Here is a 22,287-nt window from a genome sequence, read left to right as displayed (position 1 = left end):
TGTGTGCTTTAAAGGCATGACATCACTCTATTATCCGTTCTGAAATGATCTTTTAAGAGAAGATAGCTTTCTTTTGTTGCTATATAAGGCGGTATTGAGGATAAACTTGTTAGCGATATGGGCAAATTTCAAAAAAAGAGCCGGTATTTACCGGCTCGGACATAGACTTCAATGTTTAGGGAATGAAAAAATAATTAAGGGGACTATTAATACTCAACTATACAACTGAAATTTATTTAGTTGTTGCAGTTGCAAGACATAAATGTTTTACATTCAGGCAACTGACCACTTTGACGAAATTTTGCTGGGGTAATGTCAAAGTGTTTTTTAAAGATACGTGTAAAAGTAGCTTGTGAGCTAAAACCATATTGCAGAGCGATATCTAAAATTGGCAGGTTACCATTGCGTAATGATTTAGCAGCTTCTAATAAACGGCGTTTACGAACGTATTCGCCAAGCGTGCAACCTTTCATTTCTTTGAAAACACGCTGTAAATGCCACTTTGAATAACCACTTTTATCGGCAATTGTGTCGATTTTGATGCCTTCATTGCGCTGTAACTGACTTTCCAGCCATTTAACAATATCGTTGACTACACTCTCAGACATATTTACCTCCCACTTCTATGGGTTATTGTTCATTAATAACTAATAATAACTAAAGAAATTACTGTCTATTCTTCCCATTTTTCCGATATATCGATAGGCATAACGTGCTTTTTTTTAATGAGAATAGTTATTGATACGATAGATTTTATTAATAATTCAAATTTATACATACAAGAGTGTATGTTATTTGTCTATTAAAATCAAATAGCTGAGTGTAAATGGTAGGGGTTGATATATCAAAAAAGCAGTCGGATATATCAAGTTCAATTTTTTTGTTGGATGTATTCGAAATTATTAACCAAGTAAAATATTGAAAAATTAATTTAACTTAAGTTGTGACAGGTGTGCTGATTTTTACCATCAATACTTAGGAAATACCGAGGTAATAGTGACGGGGGTTAATGCTCAATAATCTGTGATTTTTGATGCTAATGGTTGACTGTTTAACTTTAGTTGAACTATCAAATAAGTCAATTTACTTAACGTATCTTTAACAATTTAAAAAAATCACTTGACTCAACATGGTATAAGCAAGAAATACATGGCGTGGCATTCATGTCCTGTTTTGGCAAAGAGGTTAGCTGGAGATGAAATTATGCAAAGGGAAGACTATTAGGTTTCTTGAGAAGACCCAAGAAACCTAATAGGTGACTAACGACGCAAGTAGATGTGTGGGGTGGCTGTTTCAGGATGTGAGATCACATCTAAATCTGCTTTATACCAACGAGTTAGATTTTCTGTCGTCAGAACTTCTTCAGGCGTACCTGCCGCCGCAAGTTGGCCTTGGTGAATTAAGTACACGCGATCAGCATACAGGGAGGTAAGGTTAAGATCGTGTAAGACGCAACACACGCCAAAAGGCCGCTCACGTGTTAATTGGTGTAATAACCGTAGGCTATGTTGTTGGTGGTAAAGATCAAGAGCTGAAGTTGGTTCATCAAGAAAAAGACAAGCAGGGCTATGGTTGGGTTGCCAGACTTGAGCAAGTACTCGTGCTAACTGAACGCGTTGTTGTTCACCACCAGAAAGCTGACGGAAATCGCGTTGGCGTAATTCCAAACAATCTGTTTGTGCTAACGCCTCTTCAATGGCTTGTTGCTTATGCTCAGCGCCATACGGGCTACGCCCCATCGCCACGACATCTTCAACAGTAAAGGCAAATGATAAGCTACTTTGTTGCTTCATCACCGCACGTTTTTTTGCCAATGCATTATGTTGCCATTTGCGTAAATCTAAACCTTCTAACAGACACTCCCCGTGAGTGGGAGAGTGAAAACCAGTCAGTAGTTTTAATAAACTGGATTTTCCTGCACCGTTTGGACCAATAATGACGACCATTTCATGTTGCTGTATGGATAAACTGATATCTTTTATTAATACCTTATCGGCAACGTGAAAACTGAGGTTACGTGCTTCAAGTAGAGTTTGTGTATTCATGATGTTTAAACTCTCCCTGCTGGTTGACGTAAAATTAGCCATAAAAAGTAAGGCCCGCCAATGAGTCCTGTTAGTAATCCAACAGGAATTTCAGCAGGAGAAACCGCAGTTCGAGCAATGGTATCGGCAATTAAAAGTAAGGTCGCTCCAACAATCGCAGAGCCAGGTATTAGCCAGCGGTGATCAGGGCCTAGCGTCATACGGATTAAATGGGGCACCACGAGGCCGACGAAACCAATCACGCCACTCATTGCAACAGCACAACCTACCAGTAAGGCGCTAAGGAATAGTAAAATAAATTTTGTTCGCTCCACATTTAATCCGAGATAGTGAGCGTCTTCATCACCTAGTTGCAGTAGATTAAGCTTATTACCTTGCCAAAGGCAGACAAAGCAGGTCGGTAAGATAACACTGGCGGCAATCGTTAAGGAAGTCCAGTCGACATTCGCAAGTGTTCCCATCATCCATAAGCTAAAAGTACGCAGCTGTTGGTCATCGCTGATATAGCTTAGTACGCCGATGAATGACATACACAAGGCATTGATCGCAATCCCAGCGAGAAGTAAGCGTGCTAAATTCCCATTTGAGTAGCGATTTAAGCTAAAAATAATAATTGAAACAATAAGGCTGCCGACGAAAGCGGCGCCAATATGCCCATAGTTAAGTAGGGCGGTAGGTAATGAAAAAGAGAATACAATAAATGCAGCGACACATAAGGCAGCGCCACTGCTGATCCCTAATAAGCTGGGATCAGCAAGCGGGTTACGAAATAACCCCTGCATGATGGCACCTGAAACAGCAAGAGCAAGACCGACTAAAATCGCTAGCAAAATACGTGGTAGCCGGATATTGAGCCAGATCTGCCAAAGAGGGTCTGTGGCAGGCGTCTGCCACAGAGTTTTAAACGATACATTCATTGCGCCAGCGTTGGAGGCAAGTAAGGCAATCGCCATCAAAACGAACAATAACGCAATGATAGCGAACAGAGGGTATTTAATTCGACTCATTGAAACTTCTCTAATGCCTCGCGTATCTGTTGCATGACTTTAGGGGTACCAAGGCTAAATCCAAGCATTCCCATATCATCAACAACGATTAGTGCCTTATTTTTTGCGGCAGGTGTCATTGCCAGGCCTGGCAATTTCCAGACTTTATCTTCACCACCTAATGATTTGATGCCTTCATGGGTGACGATAATCAAATCAGGTTGACTTGCAATCACACCTTCTTGTGATAATGGGCGGTAACTATTAAACCCGTTCATGGCGTTTTTAGCTCCCGCCGCTTTGATAAGACTATCCGCAGCGGTTTGCTGCCCCGCAGCAAGCGGCATTACGCCACCATGACTCATGATAAACAGAATTTTTTTATCTATGGGTGAGGTATTTACTTTGGCAATCTGTTGATTAAATTGCTCAACTAACCGTTTACCTTGTTCTGTTTTACCGACAGCATTAGCCACCGTTGTAATTTTTTCTGGAATGGCTTCTAATGCAGGCTTACCAGTCACCTTGATGACTTTTACACCACTTTTTTCTATCTGGGAAAGTGCCATTGAGGGTTTTGCTAGTTCACTGGCAAGCACAAGCGTTGGGCGCATAGAAAGCACACCTTCAGCGTTGAGCATTCGCATATAACCGACATCGGGTAGCTTAACAGCTTGAGCAGGATGAAGGCTGGTGCTATCTCGAGCAACCACTTGAGCGCCTGCATCAAGTTCAAAAACAATCTCCGTAACATCACCACCTAACGTGATGATCCGTTCGGCTGATTGAGCGGAAAAGCTCATGATTAATGTCACTGCAATTAGAAGCCATTGTTTCATTTTTATTTACCTAACGATTAAATGTGCGGTAGCGCCATAACCTGATTACGCCATTGTTCTTGCTCTGGAGTACCTTCAGTACGTTGCCCGTACATTTGTACGATTTGATTACCGTCTTTATCGAAGACTTCAAGGCTTGTTACGAAACCATCTTGAGTAGGTTTACGTGTTACCCAACACTCTGAAACGCCGTTTTCAATCATATGCAACGTAAAGTCTGGATTAAAAATGTTGAGCCATTTAATGTCCGAACCTTCTGCTTGGTATGGCATAAGGCGTTTTAATTGACCAGTAAAAATCTGCACGCAGCCACGATTACCAACAAAAATCATGATTTCATTTTGGTCATTAAACGCGGTATTGACTAATTGATTGAATGAATCAACAGGAACTTGCCATGCTAAATCATCACTAACGGCACGGAAGACTTGTTGGCGACTAAGATTATTTTTTTTCAATAAAATAAAGAACTGGTGGACATCGGTCATGTTGCGCCACTCTTGTTCTAGCTGCTGTTTCAATTCATCACTGATTGGCTGCTCAGAGAATGGCACAGCAGCTTCAATAGCAAGAGGTGGATTGTCTGACGTTGCATATTGTGCAATGAGAGAGTTCCATGCCGCCATATCAGTCTCATCTGTAGTATAGACTTTATGCAGCGCATCGCCTTGTTTATCGAAAAATTGAATACTATGGCGTTCACCATTTTTTGAATCTTCAGTCAGCGTGAAAATGGCATCCCAATGAGAGAAGAACATGCGTAAGTCTAAGGCGCGTGGATTTAAAATTAACCCTGCATGGTCGCTAAATTTTGCATTGTCATAGCGACCAACTTGCTCATGAACAACATACTCATTGCGGGTGATGGCCTTAACTTTACCGACAGATGCTAGCGCTTTCAGCAGTGTTGGGGCATCAACATTCAGTCTTTGTGCTTTGTCATGACCTACACGACAATGCAATAGTTCACCTTCTGAAACATTAAGGTAGGCAGCCAGATCACGAGCGTATTTTGCTTTGTTTTCTGCTTTTGCTTGTTGGTAACGCTCGAAAAGTGTTGAACTCACAGTGTATCTCCTTAATTAACTATAAATTACCATTGGAAGCTGACGAGCAGCTTGGCATTACGCCCATCCTGAGGGACGCCTTGTGACGAGTAGTATTCTTTATCGAAGGCATTGCCTAAAACGACACTGGTTCCTAGGCCTTTTAATTGGCCTTCACCTTGGTAGCTAACGTAAAAATCATGAACAGCGTAGCCTGCTTGGCGCGGTGCTTTGGATGCATCGTTGAAATCGGTATGACGAGTAAATTCACCTAACCAACCCACAGAAAAACCACTGTCTGAAATTGGTACGTTAAGGTTGCTGGTTAGCGAGTCAGGTTTAATGGAGGTAATTGATTTACCATTTGATTCATCTTTACCTTCGGTGTGGTTATAAGCTAAATTCCAACCCAAATAGTCGTTTTTATAGTCCATTGAAGCATCCCAACCCCAAATTTTAGCTCGTTTTGTATTGATGGAGGTTGTGTAGTTATTCTGAGGATTTCTAAAGTCAACGTTCACATAGGTATTGATATAGTCTTTTGCTTTAGTGTCAAAATAACTTGCTTTAAATTGTAGATTGTCACGTTCAGTGAATAGATCATCAAACCGTAGCCCAACCCCATATTCAGCAGTACGTGTAGACTCTGGTTTGAGATTCGGATTTGGTCGCCATTTATTTACTATTGGGCCCATTTGGAAATGAATTTCATCGTTATACATTTCCATCATAGAAGGTGCTCGGAAAGCTTCTGAATAAGAGGCAAATAGCATTGACCAGTCTGTTGGTGTAATGCTAACGGCGCCTTTAGAAGACCATTTGCCTTCTTTCACGTCCTCATTATCTTTAGCGGTTGCTTTATAATGGTCATAGCGAGTGCCAACAATAAACGATACAGGTAAATCTTTTAAGGCGATTTCATCTTGCAAGAAACCTGAAGCAAAGGTGATATCAGCATCAGGGAATTGCGTTGTTGAAGCGTAAGGTGTTTGATTTTGTTTGTATGTTTCGCCGCCATAAGTAAAGTTATGGGCTGCGATAGGTAAATCATACAAGTGTGTTTTATTATCAACTTTCAGACCATAAGTTTTTTGGGTACGGCCTTCATAGTGAGTATTTTTACCTTTAGCGGTAATATTAACGTCAGAATAGTAAGTGGTTGCTTTAAGATTTAACCAATCGTTTGATTCTGGGTTTAACTGGTAAGTCGCTTGGGCATCACGTTGACGTGTAGTGCGGTTAACCTTTAGATTATCCTTAGTAATATCGATTTGTTGTGGATCTTTGGGTTCATATGCATTGTTATTGTAATAGCGCAGTTGCCCTGATAGCTTTTGCTTATCATCAAACTGCCATGTCCCTTTGGCGAGTAGGTTTGAGATGGTTTCTTTGTTTTCCATATCATCGCTATTGCTTAAGCGAACATCTCCGACTTGTTTGGTAACAAAACTAAACAAACCATCAAATTGCTCAGTACGCCCAAAAGATGTACCGCCAAAACCAAAGCTATGATCCCCTGTAGCAGCTTGGCTAAAGACACGAAAGCCACTGTTTTGACCCTCACGTAATAGATCTTTAGCATCTACGGTTTCCCAAGCGATCACACCTCCCATCGCGCCGCTACCATACAGTAGAGCTGAAGGGCCACGAACAATTTCGACTTGTTTTATCAGTGCAGGATCAATAAATGTGCCGTTAACGTGACCAGTATCAGTACCTTGGCGTACATTATCGACGAGGGTTAAAATACCGCGACGGTCAAAACCACGCATGTAGATATCTTGACCATTAGTGCGACTAGTACCAGTAACACCGATCCCCGGAATTTTACGCAAGATATCGTTGACCGTACTTGCCGTTTTTGTTTCAGGTGAGTCATTTTTGATCACAGTGACCATCATTGGGGCATCGAAGCTATCTCTTTCAGTACCTGTTGCATAGACGGTCATCACATCATTGCGATTTGATGGTGTTGTTTCTGCATGAGCGCTTGCCATAACGGAAAGTATTGCGCTTGTCAGAACGGATAAACGTAAAACATGAGACATATTGTTATACTCCATAAAGTGTTACCGGTTTGCTCCCTAAGTTTCGATTTTGCCTAAATCTGTATGCAGGGAAACAAACCGGCGAGTATTATTTATTTTATAATTATTAAATGGTTACCATTGATAACTCACATTGAAATAGAAATTACGGCCTTCTTGGGGAACTCCCATCGAAGAGACATATTGACGATCAAAGGCGTTTTTCATCGTTAATGTCGTATTCAACCCTTTTATAAATTGGTCAGCTTGATAGTTCACATAAAAGTCATGAAGGCTATAGCCTGCATACTGGATGACTTCTTTATGGTAACGATCGAGTCCATGCTGAGATTTGTGTTGTTTTAATTGGTACTTAGCATTGCCTTGGAACTGTGTTTTAGCCGCAAATTCACCTACCCAGCCAAGACTAAGGCCAGTTGTTGCAATAGGGGCATTGAAGCGAATGAGTAGCGTTTCAGGGCGAATGGAAGAGAGAGAATAGCCTGTGCCGTCCTCTTTACCTGTTGTTTTGTTATGACTGATATTTAAATCAAACCAGAGGGTTTTGTAGCGAATAAAGCTATCAATACCTCGAATGGTGGCGGAAGGAACATTGCTAAAATAAATTTCATTAGGGAACCATTGATATTGCCCTTTCATGAAATGGTATTTTTTAGTGTAACGACCTTCAACGGCAATATGGTTTTTTGCTTTAGTATCAAAATACGTTGACCCAAATTGCAGTTCATCGCCATTTGATAACAGATCATCAAAACTTGCTTTTAAACCAACTTCTACTGTTTTATTTGTCTCAGGTTGTAAGTCAGGCGTAGGTCTAAAATCGGAAGTTAGCCAGCCGCCCATCACCGAAAAGTGATTAGAATTGTTATACAGCTCTGCCATACGAGGCGTCCGATAACCTTCGGAGTAAGAGGAGTATAGGTTTAACCAATGTGCCGGCGTGATACTGACCGCAAAACGTGACGACCAATTCGTGTCTCTATTTTTTGCAAACCCTTGACGTGAAGCTTCATAGCTTGTGAAACGGGTTCCTGCTGAGAGTGTAATAGGCAGGTGGTGTAACGTCATATCATTGTTAACCCAGCCCGAAATATTAGCTAGTCGAGCAGGGGGGTAGCTGATCGCGTGTTTATTGGGTTTTTGCTGTTGTTGATAATACTCGATACCACTTTCTATTTGGTTATTCACCCAGCCCTCAATAGGAACAATAAAGTGATTAGTCAATTTGGTACCATAGGTATATTGCGTACGCTTTTCGCGTTGATATTGATTATCAGCCTTAGCTTTTTCTCTATCTAACTGACTCAAAGAGAGGTCGGTATAGTACAGATCCCAATTTGCTTGCCAGTTAGGGAAACGGTTTGAGGTAATATATTGACTAATTGAAACATCCCGCTGGTGGCTATCGCGCTCGTGGGGCGTGTTTTTAAAACGCGTATCAGCGGAGTTGTTTACTGTATGTTGTTTGAGACCTAACCCATCATTACGATAATCACGTAGCTGTAAGGCTAAATGATAATTAGGGTGTGCATACCAAGTGGTTTTTAATAACCAATTATGCACTTTCTCATGATTATCTTGAGTTGGAAAATCCGCAGATGCGAGTGAATATTTTTTACGTTGGCTATAACTTAATAGTATATCCAGAGGGCCAGTATGTCCATATACCGATGCCCCGGCAAGGTAGCTGTGGTCATTGCGGTTGACCCCACTGAAAACGCGGCCTCCTAATGCCTGCCCTTGCTTTAATAAATCCTTTGCATTCACGGTTTTCATCGCTACGACACCCGCTAGCGCGCCACTTCCATGAGCAACGGATGAAGCACCTTTATGGACAAAGACTTTTTTTACCAGTGACGGGTCAATAAATGTCGCATTGTATAACCCAGAATTAAAATCTTGAGTGACGTTATCCACCGTGATTTTTACACCACGAGAATCATAGCCACGTAGATGAACCTCTTGACCGTAGGTTCCACCAGTACTAGAAACAAAAATACCGGGTTGGCCTTTTAATAAATCTAAGGCAGAGCTTGCTGATTGATATTCAGGGGCTTGAGCATCAATGACATCGACTTGCTCGGCCACCGCAATATTTTCGTGATGAAAAGGGTGGGTCGTAACATGAACAGTATCACCTATCGTCTTTTTTGCTGTTGCAACCGCGCTAAATCCTGAAATAGCGAGTGTTGTCGCAAGTGCGGAAACGGTTATTTTTGATCCATTTAACGATATGGTGGGTGTAACAGACATCAGTTTAAACTCCATAGGAAATCCTTTCCTTATGTGGTGAATATCGCTGGCTGCCTTGATACAAGATCTGGGTGGCTTGCTGTGAATAAATTTTGAATAAAAACTATTTGGTTAAAATCAGTTTACCAGCACGAGTCTGCCTTAACTGGTATATCTCGCCGCGATGTTGGATCGCTAATTTACCTTCAGAGCCTAATAATTGATGACTATCTATAACGTCAACTTTTACGGGCGGAAGGGTTGAGTTGGCGATATTTTCAATAGGTGGTTTAGTGATGTTATCAGTCATATTTGGCCCAATTGATAATAAAACTAAGAGTGAGAATCATTATCTTTAATTTGCTAAGTAACATCAAGGGGTTTTTACATTTAGATGACAAAATCACTACAATGCATGAGTTGCTTATCGATTTAGGTCAATATTTGGTGAATATTTATGCGGAAAGGAACTCGACTCTTTCCTATCAGAGAGAGTGAAAGAGTCGGTGGGGGAATAAAATGTCAGCTTATTTAAAGCGGCTTTCTACTGCTTGGACCAAGATATCAATGAGTTGCTCGGTATCATCCCAGCCTAAACAGGGGTCTGTGATGGATTGCCCGTAAGTTAGAGGTTGACCTGCAATAATTTTTTGAGTGCCTTCAAGTAAGAAGCTTTCAGCCATTACACCACTAATTGCGGTCGAACCGCCTTTGATTTGCTCGGCAATATCGCGGGCGACTTCAAGTTGGCGACGGTGGATTTTTTGGCAGTTACCATGGCTAAAATCAACGACTAAATGTTCAGCTAATTCAAATTCACGTAGCTTATCACAAGCCGCTGCAATATCTCCGGCAGAGTAGTTAGGCTGCTTTCCACCACGCATAATAATATGACCATGTGGGTTACCACTGGTTTGGTAGATGGTCATTTGGCCACTTTTATCGGGCGATAAAAACATATGTTGAGCGCTGGCTGCGCGGATGGCATCGATAGCAATGCGGATATTGCCATCAGTACCATTTTTAAAACCAACAGGGCAAGAGAGTGCCGATGCCATTTCTCGATGGATTTGGCTTTCTGTTGTTCTTGCGCCAATCGCTCCCCAACTGATCAAATCAGCAATATATTGCCCTGTGACCATATCGAGAAATTCTGTTGCGGTAGGTAGCCCAAGCTGATTGACATCAATAAGTAATTTGCGGGCGAGCCGTATCCCCGTATTGACTTGGCAAGAGTTATCTAAATTAGGATCGGAGATCAGGCCTTTCCAACCTACAACGGTACGGGGTTTTTCAAAGTAGGTACGCATAACGATTTCAAGACGGTCTTGATAGCGTTCACGTAAGACATTCAGCCGATTAGCATATTCCAGAGCCGCATCAATATCATGAATAGAGCATGGGCCAACAATAACCAATAAACGGGGATCTTCCCCCGATAAAATTTTCTCTATCCGCTTACGTGACGCTGTCACGTTTTCAGCCACTTTCTCAGAAATAGGAAATTCGTCAGCGAGTGTCTGTGGGGTAATTAAGCTATCCACACGCTGAGTACGTAGTTCATCAGTTTTTTGCATTCTTTCTTCTCAAAAGCTTTAATAGGCAGAGCCGTATCAGTGATTAGGATCACAATAAACGAAAATGGCTCGAATTCAACCTACAACGTGAGATTGAATGAAAGATTTTTTAAAAAATACATTTCGACTAAAAGATACGCCGTTTTAGCCCCATCGTGTCAATGACTTTGGCAGAAATTTCCTCTACTGAGTAATTGGTTGTATTGAGATAGTTGATCTTGTTTTGTCTAAATAGTGCCTCGACCTCAGCAATTTCAATGCGGCATTGACGTAATGATGCATAGCGGCTGTTTTCACGTCGCTCTTCACGAATAGCGGCTAGTCTTTCCGGGCTTATCGTCAAACCAAATAATTTATGCGTATAAGGGCGTAGTGCAGCGGGTAACTGCAAGTTATCCATATCGTCTGCCGTAAATGGATAGTTAGCGGCTTGAATACCAAATTGCATGGCTAAATAGAGGCTGGTAGGGGTTTTACCACAACGGGAGACGCCTAACAAAATCACTTGTGCTTGGTCTAGGTTGCGCAAGGAAATACCGTCATCATGGGCTAATGTGTATTCGATAGCAGCAATGCGAGCATCATATTGATTGATATTCTGTAGCGATAAGCCATGGGTACGGTTGAGTTTAGGCTCAGGCTCTAACCCCACTTCTTGCTGAATAGGGGCAACCAAGGTTTGCACAATATCCTGACAAAAACCGGCGCTGTCGGTAATAATTTTTTTTACGGAGGGGGAAATGATGGAATAGAACACCAGTGGACGGTTTTGAGTCTCTTGATAAATCGTATCAATTTTCTGTTTTATTTCCTGCGCACGTGCTTCTGTGGTGACAAAAGGTAGCGTATAGGAATTGAAAACTAAGGGAAATTGCGACAAAACAGCATGTCCTAGCGTTTCTGCGGTTATTGCGGTTCCATCTGAAATAAAAAAAACAGTTCGTTCTGTGAGGTTTGTTTTATGATTAGTTGCGGTTATTTCGCTCATATATAGTGTCTTTTGTTGTATTTTTCGTTGGTTTTAGAGAGATATTATATTTGATTAAAGTTTAAAAAATAGTTTATAGGGGAAAGTATAGCCAATATTTGAACAATTTTTAGAACAAAAATTTTTTCTTGCTAGTTGGAACGATTCACCAGTCTATATTCAGATATTGTCTGTGCTAGTCTATTTCGTGAGGCGAATTATCGCCAATGAGATTTTTTACGATTTGTACCTTGTCACTAAATTGCTAGATAAAGATAAAGGATCGCTTTCAATGTCCACAAATGGCCTCACTCCGTGTAATGTACTTTGGTATAACCAATTAGGGATGAATGATGTTGACCGTGTTGGCGGCAAAAATGCCTCGCTCGGTGAAATGATTACCAACCTGTCCGATCTTGGTGTATCCGTACCTAACGGATTTGCGACAACCGCACAGGCGTTTAATGATTTTCTTGAGCAGAGCGGCGTGAATCAGCGCATTTATCAGCTGCTAGATGAAACGGATATTGATGATGTTAATCAACTCGCTGCGGCGGGGGAAAAGATCCGTCAATGGGTTATCGACACCCCTTTTACACCACAGTTAGAAAGTGATATTCGTGCGGCATACCAAACACTGTCTGAAGGTGAAAAAGATGCCTCGTTTGCTGTACGTTCATCTGCAACAGCAGAGGACATGCCTGATGCTTCATTCGCAGGGCAGCAAGAGACTTTCTTGAACGTTCAAGGCATCGATGCTGTATTGGTTGCTATTAAACACGTATTCGCTTCCTTATTTAATGACCGCGCGATTTCATATCGTGTCCACCAAGGCTATGACCACCGTGGAGTGGCACTCTCCGCGGGTGTTCAAAGAATGGTGCGCTCAGATTTAGCATCTTCTGGCGTGATGTTCACCATTGATACTGAATCAGGGTTCGACCAAGTCGTCTTCATCACCTCAGCTTATGGCTTAGGCGAGATGGTTGTGCAAGGGGCAGTAAACCCAGATGAGTTTTATGTGCATAAACCCACCTTGCTGAATAATCGTCCAGCTATTGTGCGTCGTACTCTTGGCTCGAAAAAATTACAAATGGTTTATGCGAACAGTCAAGAGCACGGTAAGCAAGTACAGATTGAAGATGTGCCAGAAGCACTACGCAATCGTTTCTCTTTGACTGATCACGAAGTTGAAGAGCTGGCGCGCCAAGCATTACAGATTGAAAAACATTATGGTCGCCCAATGGATATCGAATGGGCTAAAGATGGTCATAATGGGCGTCTGTACATTGTTCAGGCTCGCCCAGAAACCGTTCGCTCGAATCAACAAGTGATGGAACGTTACCAATTAAAACAACAAGGGAATGTGTTGGTTGAAGGGCGTGCTATCGGGCATCGTATCGGTTCAGGCCATGTTAAAGTGATCCATAACTTAAATGAAATGGATAGGATCCAAGCTGGCGACGTACTCGTTACTGATATGACAGACCCAGATTGGGAGCCTATCATGAAAAAAGCGGCTGCGATTGTGACCAATCGTGGCGGTCGTACCTGTCATGCGGCGATTATTGCCCGCGAATTGGGTATCCCCGCTGTGGTCGGTTGCGGTGATGCGACAGAGCGCCTGCTGGAAAATAGTCAGGTGACTGTTTCCTGTGCTGAAGGGGATACAGGGTTTGTCTATGAAGGTGAGCTAGGATTTGAAATTCATAGCTCCGCCGTTGACGAAATGCCAGCGCTTGATGTCAAGATCATGATGAACGTGGGTAACCCAGATCGTGCATTTGATTTTGCCTGTTTACCAAACGAAGGGGTTGGCTTAGCGAGGTTAGAATTCATTATTAACCGAATGATTGGTGTTCACCCAAGAGCTTTACTGGAGTTCGATTCACAAACTCCTGAGCTACAAAATGAAATTCGCACCATGATGGCAGGTTATGATGATCCCATTGAATTCTATGTTGGTAAGTTGACTGAAGGGATTTCGACGTTAGCGGCAGCATTCTGGCCAAAACGGGTTATCGTGCGTCTTTCTGACTTTAAATCTAATGAGTATGCCAACCTTGTCGGTGGGGATATTTATGAGCCGGAAGAAGAGAACCCAATGTTAGGTTTCCGTGGAGCAGGGCGCTATGTCTCAGATAGCTTCCGAGATTGTTTCGCTCTTGAGTGTGAAGCCGTTAAGCGGGTACGTAATGAGATGGGGCTAACAAACGTTGAAGTGATGATCCCATTTGTGCGGACTGTCGCTCAGGCGGAAGCCGTAGTGGCTGAATTAGCGAAGCATGACCTCAAACGTGGTGAAAACGGCTTGAAAGTCATTATGATGTGTGAAATCCCATCAAACGCATTACTGGCAGACCAATTCCTTGAACATTTTGATGGCTTCTCTATTGGCTCTAACGATATGACCCAATTGACCTTAGGTTTAGATAGGGATTCTGGAGTCGTTTCTGAGCTATTTGATGAACGCAATGATGCCGTAAAAGCCATGTTATCGATGGCGATTCAAGCGGCTAAACGTCAAAACAAATATGTCGGTATTTGTGGTCAAGGCCCATCGGATCATCAAGATTTTGCGCAATGGTTAGTTGAAGAGGGAATAGATAGTCTTTCTCTTAACCCAGATACCGTTGTACAAACTTGGTTAAAATTAGCTGATTCATAATGAATTAATCTATTATTTAAGACGAGAGTCTCAAGCCGACAATTATAATTGTCGGCTTTTTTTATAAATCAAATTGAATATACCGATTGTCAACTTCAATAGAAGCTATCAGTTATTAATTAATATCTAATATAAGTAAATTTAAATACTGGATGAGAATTAATAGGTGTTTACACGGATTAAGTAATATTAGAAAGTTAATAAACCGATCCATTAGTGTTAATCATTTTGAGTTAAATCAATAAGTGATGCTATATAAATAACTATATAAAGAATTATAAGGTGATATTACTTACTAAAAATGGGAGTAATAAAAGATGAAGTCATTGCCTTAGTTGCAGGCCAGCCGGCGAGGCCTAGGATGATGAATAAAATTCATGTTGGGAAAAAAATAAAAAAAAAGCCTATCATGGGCTGACAGGCAAAGACTACACACAGCAATTCTATTGGGATAATCACGCATTAAATTAAATAAGCATGATATTGAGATTCGTATTAATCAAAACGTAATTCGATGTGAAGATAATAAATTAATTAAAAATTATAATCACTAAGAACACTCTTAATATATTTATTAGTCGCTGTATCATAAAGAGAATTCGTTTCAACGAAAAAGATAATATCACAAATGAGCTTGAATACTAACATTAGTCTGTTAAATATTGTTTCTAAATATTAATGAACATAATCGATAATCCAACAGTATGCTTAATAGAGAGCATACTGTTGGTTAGTTTAAAGTAAATTTATTTTTTACTCATAAACTCTTCTTCGAGAAACTTTTCTGTTTCTTCAAGGTTTTCATTTGGTATGGCGACCTCATTCATCCAGGCTTTTAATAGACTGTATGACACCGCAAGTACGACCGGACCTATAAACAAACCAATCATACCAAAGGAGAGGATACCACCGATAACCCCAACAAGTATGAGCACCATCGGCAAGTCAGCCCCCATTTTGATCAGCCATGGACGTAAAACGCCATCCATAGTTGCGACAACAGCAGCCCAAACAGCGAGGATGATTGCCCATGTTGTATCCCCTGTCCAGAATAGCCAAATGACGGATGGTACCATAATCAGTAGCGGGCCAAGCTGAGCAACGCAGCAGATAAAGAGGAGAACGGTTAAGATAGCCGCATAGCTGATACCCGATAAAGCAAGCCCTACACCGCCAACAATAGCTTGAATAAGGGCGGTGACGACGACACCTAATGCAACGGCGCGGATTGACTGTGCGGCTAAGACTACCGCTGCATCGCCACGTATCCCTGCTAATCGAACGGCAAAATGGCGGATACCTAACATCACGGATTCGCCTTTGAGGTAGAGTAAACCGCTAAATAGCAACATTAAGGCGAGATGGAACATAAAACGGCCGGCATTGATGGCTTGTGCGAGGAACCAACCAGCAGCTTGTCCTAAATAGGGTTGGACTTTGGCTAACAGTGCATTACCGCCACTAGCAACCAAACTATGCCAAGCGTAATAAATTTTTTCACCAACGAAAGGGACGCTGTTAAGCCATTCTAGATCAGGCAAGCGCAAACTGTTAGGTGACTTAGCGAGTTCAATTAGCGGAGTGCTATTTTGAATAATACTGCCAATAAGAATACCCAGCGGTATAACGAATAGTAAAAGTATTAAGGAGACCATGACTAAAGCCGCCAACCAACGCTTGTTCCACAACCTTGCTTCAATGCGTAGGAGTAGTGGCCATGTTGCTATCACCATCATACCAGCCCATACAAAACCAAGAATAAACGGGTTCAGTACCCAAAAACAGGCCGCTATCATTAAAATGATAAATGCGAAGCCAAAAATAAGTTTGGGTAAGTCGAGACGTTTTTGCGATTTTTCCATTAATGCCTAATCCTTAACAAATAAAAACACTGCAAGTGAGCCATTTTTTCAGGTGAAAATAACGTAATTTCTTTTTCACGATCAAAAAAAACAATATTGTGATATGGTTCCATCACTGACAATGTCATCAGCGGTTGTACCTTCTTTAAGGAAAACGGGTTTTGCAGGGGGAAGCTCCGTAAACCAATCAGGCACTATTGTGCTACTTAAAATAAAGATAGTACATAACGAGTAATGCGAACACTAAACAACAAGAGTCATCGTTAATAATGATCCCGCGTATAACTGAAGCACCTCATTTAAGTAAACTAGTTATTGAATTTCTGCACCAACTACAGGCACATGGCTTTACAGGCGATAATGGCACTAGCTATGCGGAACGCTTATCAATGGCGACCGATAATAGCATTTATCAATTATTACCTCAGGCGGTGGTATTTCCTCGTTCGAGTGCGGATGTCCAAATTATAACCCGTGTTGCCGGGTTAGAAAAATTCAGAGAATTAACCTTCACCCCACGAGGTGGTGGCACAGGAACGAATGGTCAATCATTGACCGAAGGGATTGTGGTTGATATGTCACGTTATATGAACCGCATTCTAGAAATTAACCCTGAACAGGGCTGGGTTAAAGTAGAAGCGGGTGTGGTGAAAGATCAACTAAACCAATTTCTCAAACCCTATGGCTATTTTTTCTCACCTGAGTTGTCCACCAGTAACCGAGCCACATTAGGGGGGATGATCAATACCGATGCATCGGGGCAAGGCTCTTTGGTGTACGGTAAAACCTCAGATCACGTGCTGGGTGTTAAAGCGGTTTTGCTGGGAGGGGAATGCCTTGAAACACGCGCTATGCCTATCGCACTCGCCCAAACGATTGCGTCAGAGGATTCTGTCACAGGGCGTATCTACAAAACCGTACTTGAACGCTGTTTAGAGCAGCGCCCTTTGATTGAAGAAAAGTTTCCAAAATTGAACCGTTTTTTAACGGGCTATGATTTACGTCATGTGTTTAATGATGACCTTAGTGAATTCGACCTGACGCGTATTTTAACGGGGTCGGAAGGTTCACTGGCTTTTATTACCGAAGCCACGTTGGATATTACCCCTTTACCAAAAGTACGCCGTTTGGTGAACGTTAAATATGACTCTTTTGAATCTGCACTACGTAATGCGCCGTTTATGGTGCAGGCAAAAGCTCTGTCTGTCGAAACCGTCGATTCAAAAGTACTGAATTTAGCACGGGAAGATATCGTTTGGCATTCCGTGAAAGCATTAATCACCGATGTACCAAACAAAGAGATGCTGGGCCTTAATATTGTTGAATTTAGTGGGGATGATGAGGACGAAATCAATCACTTAACCACGAGCCTGTGCCAGCGTTTAGATGAGTTAATGGCCAATCACCAAGCGGGTGTGATTGGCTATCAAGTCTGTCATGATTTGGATGACATCAACCGTATTTACAATATGCGTAAAAAAGCGGTTGGTTTATTAGGAAATAGTAAAGGGGCTGCTAAACCGATCCCATTTGTTGAAGATACCTGCGTACCACCTGAACACCTAGCGGATTACATAGTAGAGTTTAGAGCACTGCTGGATAGCCACAATCTGAATTACGGGATGTTTGGGCATGTGGATGCGGGGGTTTTACACGTACGTCCTGCTTTAGATATGTGTGACCCGCAACAAGAAGTGTTGATGAAGCAAATTTCAGATGACATTGTCGCGCTGACTGCCAAATATGGCGGGTTATTATGGGGGGAGCACGGTAAAGGGTTCCGCGCTCAATATAGCCCGGCGTTTTTCGGTGAAGTGCTGTATAACGAGTTACGGAATATCAAAGCCGCTTTTGACCCAGATAACCGTCTGAATCCAGGTAAAATCTGTCCGCCAGCCGGTATTGATGCGCCAATGAAACAGGTGGATGCAGTTAAGCGAGGCACCTATGATCGCCAAATACCTGTACAGGTACGCCAAACGTTCCGTGGGGCGATGGAGTGTAACGGTAATGGGCTATGTTTTAACTTTGATGTGAAAAGCCCTATGTGTCCATCAATGAAAATAAGTGGACAGCGGATCCATTCGCCAAAAGGGCGTGTGACCCTCGTTCGTGAATGGTTACGGCTTCTTTCTAACCAAGGCGTCACGCCAGAAAGCTTAGAAAAAGGAATACAAGAAAACCGTCCATCACTACGCGGCTTGATTGAGAAAACACGCAATACATGGCAGGCGAAAAAAGGGGATTATGATTTTTCTCATGAAGTTAAAGCCGCGATGTCTGGGTGCTTAGCTTGTAAAGCTTGCTCAACACAATGCCCGATCAAAATCGATGTGCCTTCATTTAGAGCCAAATTTTTAGCGCTATATCACAGCCGATATTTAAGGCCTGTGCGGGATCATATTGTGGCGGGAGTGGAAAATAGCGCCCCCTTGATGTCGAAAGCGCCGGGTGTATTTAACTTTTTCTTACGTCAGCCATGGGTACAGAAATTAAGTGAGCAGACGATCGGAATGGTCGATCTCCCGCTGTTTTCTCAACCTACCTTAAAGCAAGAGCTATCAGGGCATGCGGCGATGACAGTGACGCTGGAGCAGTTAGAGTCGATGTCTCCTGCACAACGTGAAAACCATGTGTTGGTAGTACAGGACCCATTCACCAGTTATTACGATGCAAAAGTCGTGGCGGACTTTGTCAAATTAATCGAAAAATTGGGCTTTAAACCTGTTTTATTACCATTTTCACCGAATGGTAAGGCGCAACATGTCAAAGGGTTCCTTGCTCGCTTTGCCAAAACAGCGCAGAAAACCGCTGATTTTCTAAATCGGGTCGCCAAATTAGAGTTACCTATGGTTGGCGTCGATCCTGCATTAGTGTTGTGTTATCGCGATGAATACCGTGAGATTTTAGGGGCGCAGCAGTGCCGTTTTACCGTACAACTTGCTCATGAGTGGCTAGTGACATTGCCTGAGCCTACCGAGCATCGTCAGGTGTCGTCTGCCCCATGGTATTTCTTTGGTCATTGCACGGAAACAACCGCATTGCCAAATAGTGCGACTCAGTGGGCAAATTTGTTTAAACGTTATGGTCAAGAGCTTAAAAACATCAGTGTAGGGTGTTGTGGTATGGCTGGGACTTATGGTCATGAAGTGGCGAATATCAAAAACTCGAAAGGTATCTATAATTTATCGTGGAAACCCGCGATAGAGAAATTACCCAAAGAGCGTTGTTTAAGCACAGGGTATTCATGTCGCAGCCAAGTAAAACGTATGGAAAATACACAAATAAAACACCCTATACAGGCGTTATTGGAGATAGTTGAATGATTTGGAGACGTAAATTTACGCTTGACCACATGGCAGAAATGGCCAAAGGCTGTATGTTAGGCCATCTAGGTATTGAGATCACGGGGTATGGTGATGATTACCTTGAAGGCACTATGCCAGTCGACCAACGAACAAAACAGCCATTTGGTTTATTACATGGGGGCGCTTCTGTTGTGCTGGCGGAATCATTAGGCTCAATAGCAGGTTACCTATGCAGTGAAGGGGAACAACGTGTTGTTGGCCTTGAAATTAATGCTAATCACATTCGTTCGGCAACCCAAGGTGTAGTGAAAGGCGTTTGTAAGCCTGTTCACCTAGGGCGCCGCCAGCAGGTATGGAATATTGATATTTTCAATGAGAAAGGGCAACTGTGTTGTACTTCTCGTTTAACGACCGCGGTACTCTCCGATTGATACCCATTAACCTCAACTCGAATAGGGTTGAGGTTCCTTCAACAATTTCATCAGAATTTCAATTTTTGTCTTGCCGATTAAGTTGTATAATAAATGTATCTTTATTAATTTGTGCCATTTAAGTGTATTGATGAGTACATAATATTAAAAAAAATGTAACTTTTTTTAATCGTTATATTTTAATGAGTTAGTGTACATTTTTACACACGATGGCGTATAAATAAGCGCAAAATGCGTAAAAAATGAGCTAGAATAGGTATAACCTTTCAAAACAAATGGTTGAAGTGACAAAGGTTATCGTTACCATAGGATAAACGGAGTTAATCTCCTGATAACTGGCTGAAAAGCCATGAGAATTGTGGGGTCAATATGACTGCAAATGTGAATGACAGCGTAGAAACTTTTTCTATAGACGAAACGAATTGGCAAGGTGTCAGCCTAACTGATAGCGCGGCGAAACAAATCAAAAAATTGATGGAGCAAAATCCTGAAACTAAAGGGCTTTCGCTGGGTGTTAAACAGTCTGGATGCGCTGGCTTTGGCTATGTTTTCGAGATGATCGAGAACCCAACAGAGGATCATTTACTCTTTGAACATGATGGTGCACGTCTGTATGTACCTAAAGAAGCCATGCCATTTATCGATGGTACAGTTGTCGATTATGTCCAAGAAGGGCTTAATCGGATATTTAAATTCAATAATCCGAAAGCGCAACATGCCTGTGGGTGTGGTGAAAGCTTCGGTGTTTAATATGTGAAGTCAGATTATGTCTCAGAGCAATGTAGAAATTGGCGATGAAGTTCAAAGCTGGCTAAATGACCAGCGTTATAAAGAAGGCTTTTTTACGAATGTCGCCACAGATGAAATGGCTAAAGGGATCAACGAAGATGTTGTCCGAGCGATTTCTGCAAAACGTAATGAGCCAGAGTGGATGCTAAAATTCCGCCTTGATGCCTATCATCACTGGAAAGGAATGGAAGAGCCACACTGGTTAAAAGCCCATTATCCAAATTTAGATTATCAAGACTACAGCTATTACTCAGCGCCATCTTGTGGTTCTTGTGATGACAGTTGCGGGTCACAATCCGGTGCGAAGCAAGGAACTGGTGTTACAGAAACCAATAATTATCTAACGGCTGAAGTTGAAGAGGCCTTCAACCAACTCGGTGTTCCTGTTCGTGAAGGGAAGGCCGTGGCGGTCGATGCTATTTTTGACTCAGTATCTGTTTCTACAACATATCGTGATGATCTTGCTAAACACGGCATTATTTTCTGTTCATTCAGTGAAGCTATCCAAGAGTACCCTGAGTTGGTGCAAAAATACCTTGGTACTGTCGTTTCTAGTCACGATAACTTCTTTGCTGCGCTCAATGCGGCGGTGGCATCGGATGGCACTTTTGTGTATATCCCGAAAGGGGTACGTTGTCCGATGGAGCTTTCCACTTACTTCCGTATTAATGCTGCAAAAACAGGGCAATTTGAACGGACGATTTTGATCGCCGACGAAGGAAGCTATGTCAGCTACATTGAGGGCTGTTCAGCACCTGTCCGTGATAGCTATCAGTTACACGCTGCGGTCGTCGAAGTCATCATCCATAAAGATGCAGAAGTGAAATACTCAACGGTTCAAAACTGGTTCTCCGGTGGCGACAGTGAAGCAGGTGGTATTCTTAACTTTGTGACTAAGCGTGCGCTGTGCGAAGGTGAGAATTCGAAAATGTCATGGACTCAATCTGAAACGGGTTCTGCGATCACCTGGAAATATCCAAGTGTTATCTTAAAAGGGGATAACTCGGTTGGTGAGTTTTTCTCTGTGGCACTGACAAACGGTAACCAGCAAGCCGATACCGGCACTAAAATGATCCATATTGGTAAAAATACGCGTTCGACGATCATCTCTAAAGGTATCTCAGCGGGTAAAAGCCAAAATAGCTATCGCGGCTTAGTGAAAATCTTACCAAGTGCACATAATGCACGCAATTTCACTCAATGTGACTCGATGCTTATTGGTACTCAGTGTGGAGCACACACATTCCCTTACGTTGAAGTCAAAAATAACACCGCTCAGCTAGAACATGAGGCGACCACTTCTCGCATTGGCGAAGATCAGCTTTTTTACTGCTTACAGCGTGGAATTAGTGAAGATGATGCGATTTCAATGATCGTAAATGGTTTCTGTAAAGACGTTTTCTCGGAACTTCCGTTAGAGTTTGCGGTAGAAGCACAGAAATTGCTGGCAATCAGCCTAGAGCACAGTGTGGGCTGATCACAATCAGGT

General features: G+C 42.2%; 16 protein-coding genes. 5 read left to right on the top strand and 11 right to left on the bottom strand.

Going from position 1 to position 22,287, the window contains the following annotated elements; genetic code table 11:
* Positions 1-236: 236 nt before the first annotated feature.
* The 10 genes from M1E93_RS11680 to ppsR all read right to left on the bottom strand — a co-directional run bounded on the left by M1E93_RS11680 (position 237) and on the right by ppsR (position 11,761).
* Entirely contained in the window at positions 237-608 is a 372-nt protein-coding gene (locus tag M1E93_RS11680; RefSeq protein WP_014658208.1) for a helix-turn-helix domain-containing protein, read from the bottom strand.
* A 651-nt stretch (positions 609-1,259) separates the two neighbouring features.
* Entirely contained in the window at positions 1,260-2,045 is a 786-nt protein-coding gene (locus M1E93_RS11675; RefSeq protein ID WP_004919124.1) for a heme ABC transporter ATP-binding protein, read from the bottom strand.
* A 5-nt stretch (positions 2,046-2,050) separates the two neighbouring features.
* The gene (locus tag M1E93_RS11670; protein ID WP_040133063.1) at positions 2,051-3,052 is read right to left on the bottom strand and encodes a FecCD family ABC transporter permease; all 1,002 of its coding nucleotides are present in this window, start codon (positions 3,050-3,052) and stop codon (positions 2,051-2,053) included.
* Positions 3,049-3,870, bottom strand: coding sequence for a heme/hemin ABC transporter substrate-binding protein (locus tag M1E93_RS11665; protein ID WP_004919127.1), 822 nt, complete (start codon positions 3,868-3,870; stop codon positions 3,049-3,051). The genes M1E93_RS11670 and M1E93_RS11665 overlap by 4 nt, the downstream gene beginning before the upstream one ends.
* A gap of 17 nt (positions 3,871-3,887) precedes the next feature.
* Positions 3,888-4,937, bottom strand: a complete 1,050-nt coding sequence (locus M1E93_RS11660; protein ID WP_004919129.1) for a hemin-degrading factor — start codon at positions 4,935-4,937, stop codon at positions 3,888-3,890.
* A gap of 26 nt (positions 4,938-4,963) precedes the next feature.
* On the bottom strand, positions 4,964-6,964 hold the full coding sequence (locus M1E93_RS11655) for a TonB-dependent hemoglobin/transferrin/lactoferrin family receptor (protein WP_104873420.1): 2,001 nt from the start codon (positions 6,962-6,964) through the stop codon (positions 4,964-4,966).
* Between the two features lie 114 nt (positions 6,965-7,078).
* Positions 7,079-9,217 (bottom strand): TonB-dependent receptor domain-containing protein, encoded by a 2,139-nt coding sequence (locus M1E93_RS11650; RefSeq protein ID WP_426206940.1) that lies wholly within the window; start codon positions 9,215-9,217, stop codon positions 7,079-7,081.
* A 103-nt stretch (positions 9,218-9,320) separates the two neighbouring features.
* Positions 9,321-9,506, bottom strand: a complete 186-nt coding sequence (gene hemP / locus M1E93_RS11645) for a hemin uptake protein HemP (RefSeq protein WP_004919137.1) — start codon at positions 9,504-9,506, stop codon at positions 9,321-9,323.
* 217 nt (positions 9,507-9,723) lie between these two features.
* Entirely contained in the window at positions 9,724-10,773 is a 1,050-nt protein-coding gene (locus M1E93_RS11640; RefSeq protein ID WP_014658212.1) for a 3-deoxy-7-phosphoheptulonate synthase, read from the bottom strand.
* Between the two features lie 127 nt (positions 10,774-10,900).
* The gene (ppsR, locus tag M1E93_RS11635; RefSeq protein WP_004919142.1) at positions 10,901-11,761 is read right to left on the bottom strand and encodes a posphoenolpyruvate synthetase regulatory kinase/phosphorylase PpsR; all 861 of its coding nucleotides are present in this window, start codon (positions 11,759-11,761) and stop codon (positions 10,901-10,903) included.
* 271 nt (positions 11,762-12,032) lie between these two features.
* Between ppsR and ppsA the strand changes: the two genes are divergently transcribed.
* Positions 12,033-14,408 carry a phosphoenolpyruvate synthase gene (gene ppsA, locus M1E93_RS11630; protein WP_014658213.1) on the top strand — a complete coding sequence of 792 codons (2,376 nt, stop codon included), beginning with the start codon at positions 12,033-12,035 and terminating at the stop codon, positions 14,406-14,408.
* 746 nt (positions 14,409-15,154) lie between these two features.
* Here ppsA and ydiK read toward each other — a convergent pair.
* Positions 15,155-16,270, bottom strand: a complete 1,116-nt coding sequence (ydiK, locus tag M1E93_RS11625) for an AI-2E family transporter YdiK (protein WP_014658214.1) — start codon at positions 16,268-16,270, stop codon at positions 15,155-15,157.
* Positions 16,271-16,539: 269 nt separating this feature from the next.
* On the opposite strand from ydiK, the gene ydiJ reads away from it, so the two are divergent.
* The 4 genes from ydiJ to sufB all read left to right on the top strand — a co-directional run bounded on the left by ydiJ (position 16,540) and on the right by sufB (position 22,275).
* A complete protein-coding gene (gene ydiJ, locus M1E93_RS11620; protein ID WP_169342159.1) occupies positions 16,540-19,596 on the top strand; it encodes a D-2-hydroxyglutarate dehydrogenase YdiJ in 3,057 nt (1,018 codons plus the stop codon).
* The gene (menI, locus tag M1E93_RS11615) at positions 19,593-20,009 is read left to right on the top strand and encodes a 1,4-dihydroxy-2-naphthoyl-CoA hydrolase (RefSeq protein WP_004919152.1); all 417 of its coding nucleotides are present in this window, start codon (positions 19,593-19,595) and stop codon (positions 20,007-20,009) included. The genes ydiJ and menI overlap by 4 nt, the downstream gene beginning before the upstream one ends.
* Positions 20,010-20,378: 369 nt before the next feature.
* Entirely contained in the window at positions 20,379-20,759 is a 381-nt protein-coding gene (gene sufA / locus M1E93_RS11610) for a Fe-S cluster assembly scaffold SufA (RefSeq protein ID WP_004919156.1), read from the top strand.
* Between the two features lie 16 nt (positions 20,760-20,775).
* Positions 20,776-22,275: a Fe-S cluster assembly protein SufB gene (gene sufB / locus M1E93_RS11605; RefSeq protein ID WP_004919158.1), complete on the top strand. Its 1,500-nt coding sequence runs from the start codon at positions 20,776-20,778 to the stop codon at positions 22,273-22,275.
* The last annotated feature ends 12 nt before the right edge of the window (positions 22,276-22,287 follow it).

Origin of the sequence: Providencia sp. PROV272 (assembly GCF_049901975.1) — a bacterium.
Lineage (GTDB): Bacteria > Pseudomonadota > Gammaproteobacteria > Enterobacterales > Enterobacteriaceae > Providencia > Providencia stuartii.
This window is presented reverse-complemented; position numbering and strand designations above follow the sequence as displayed.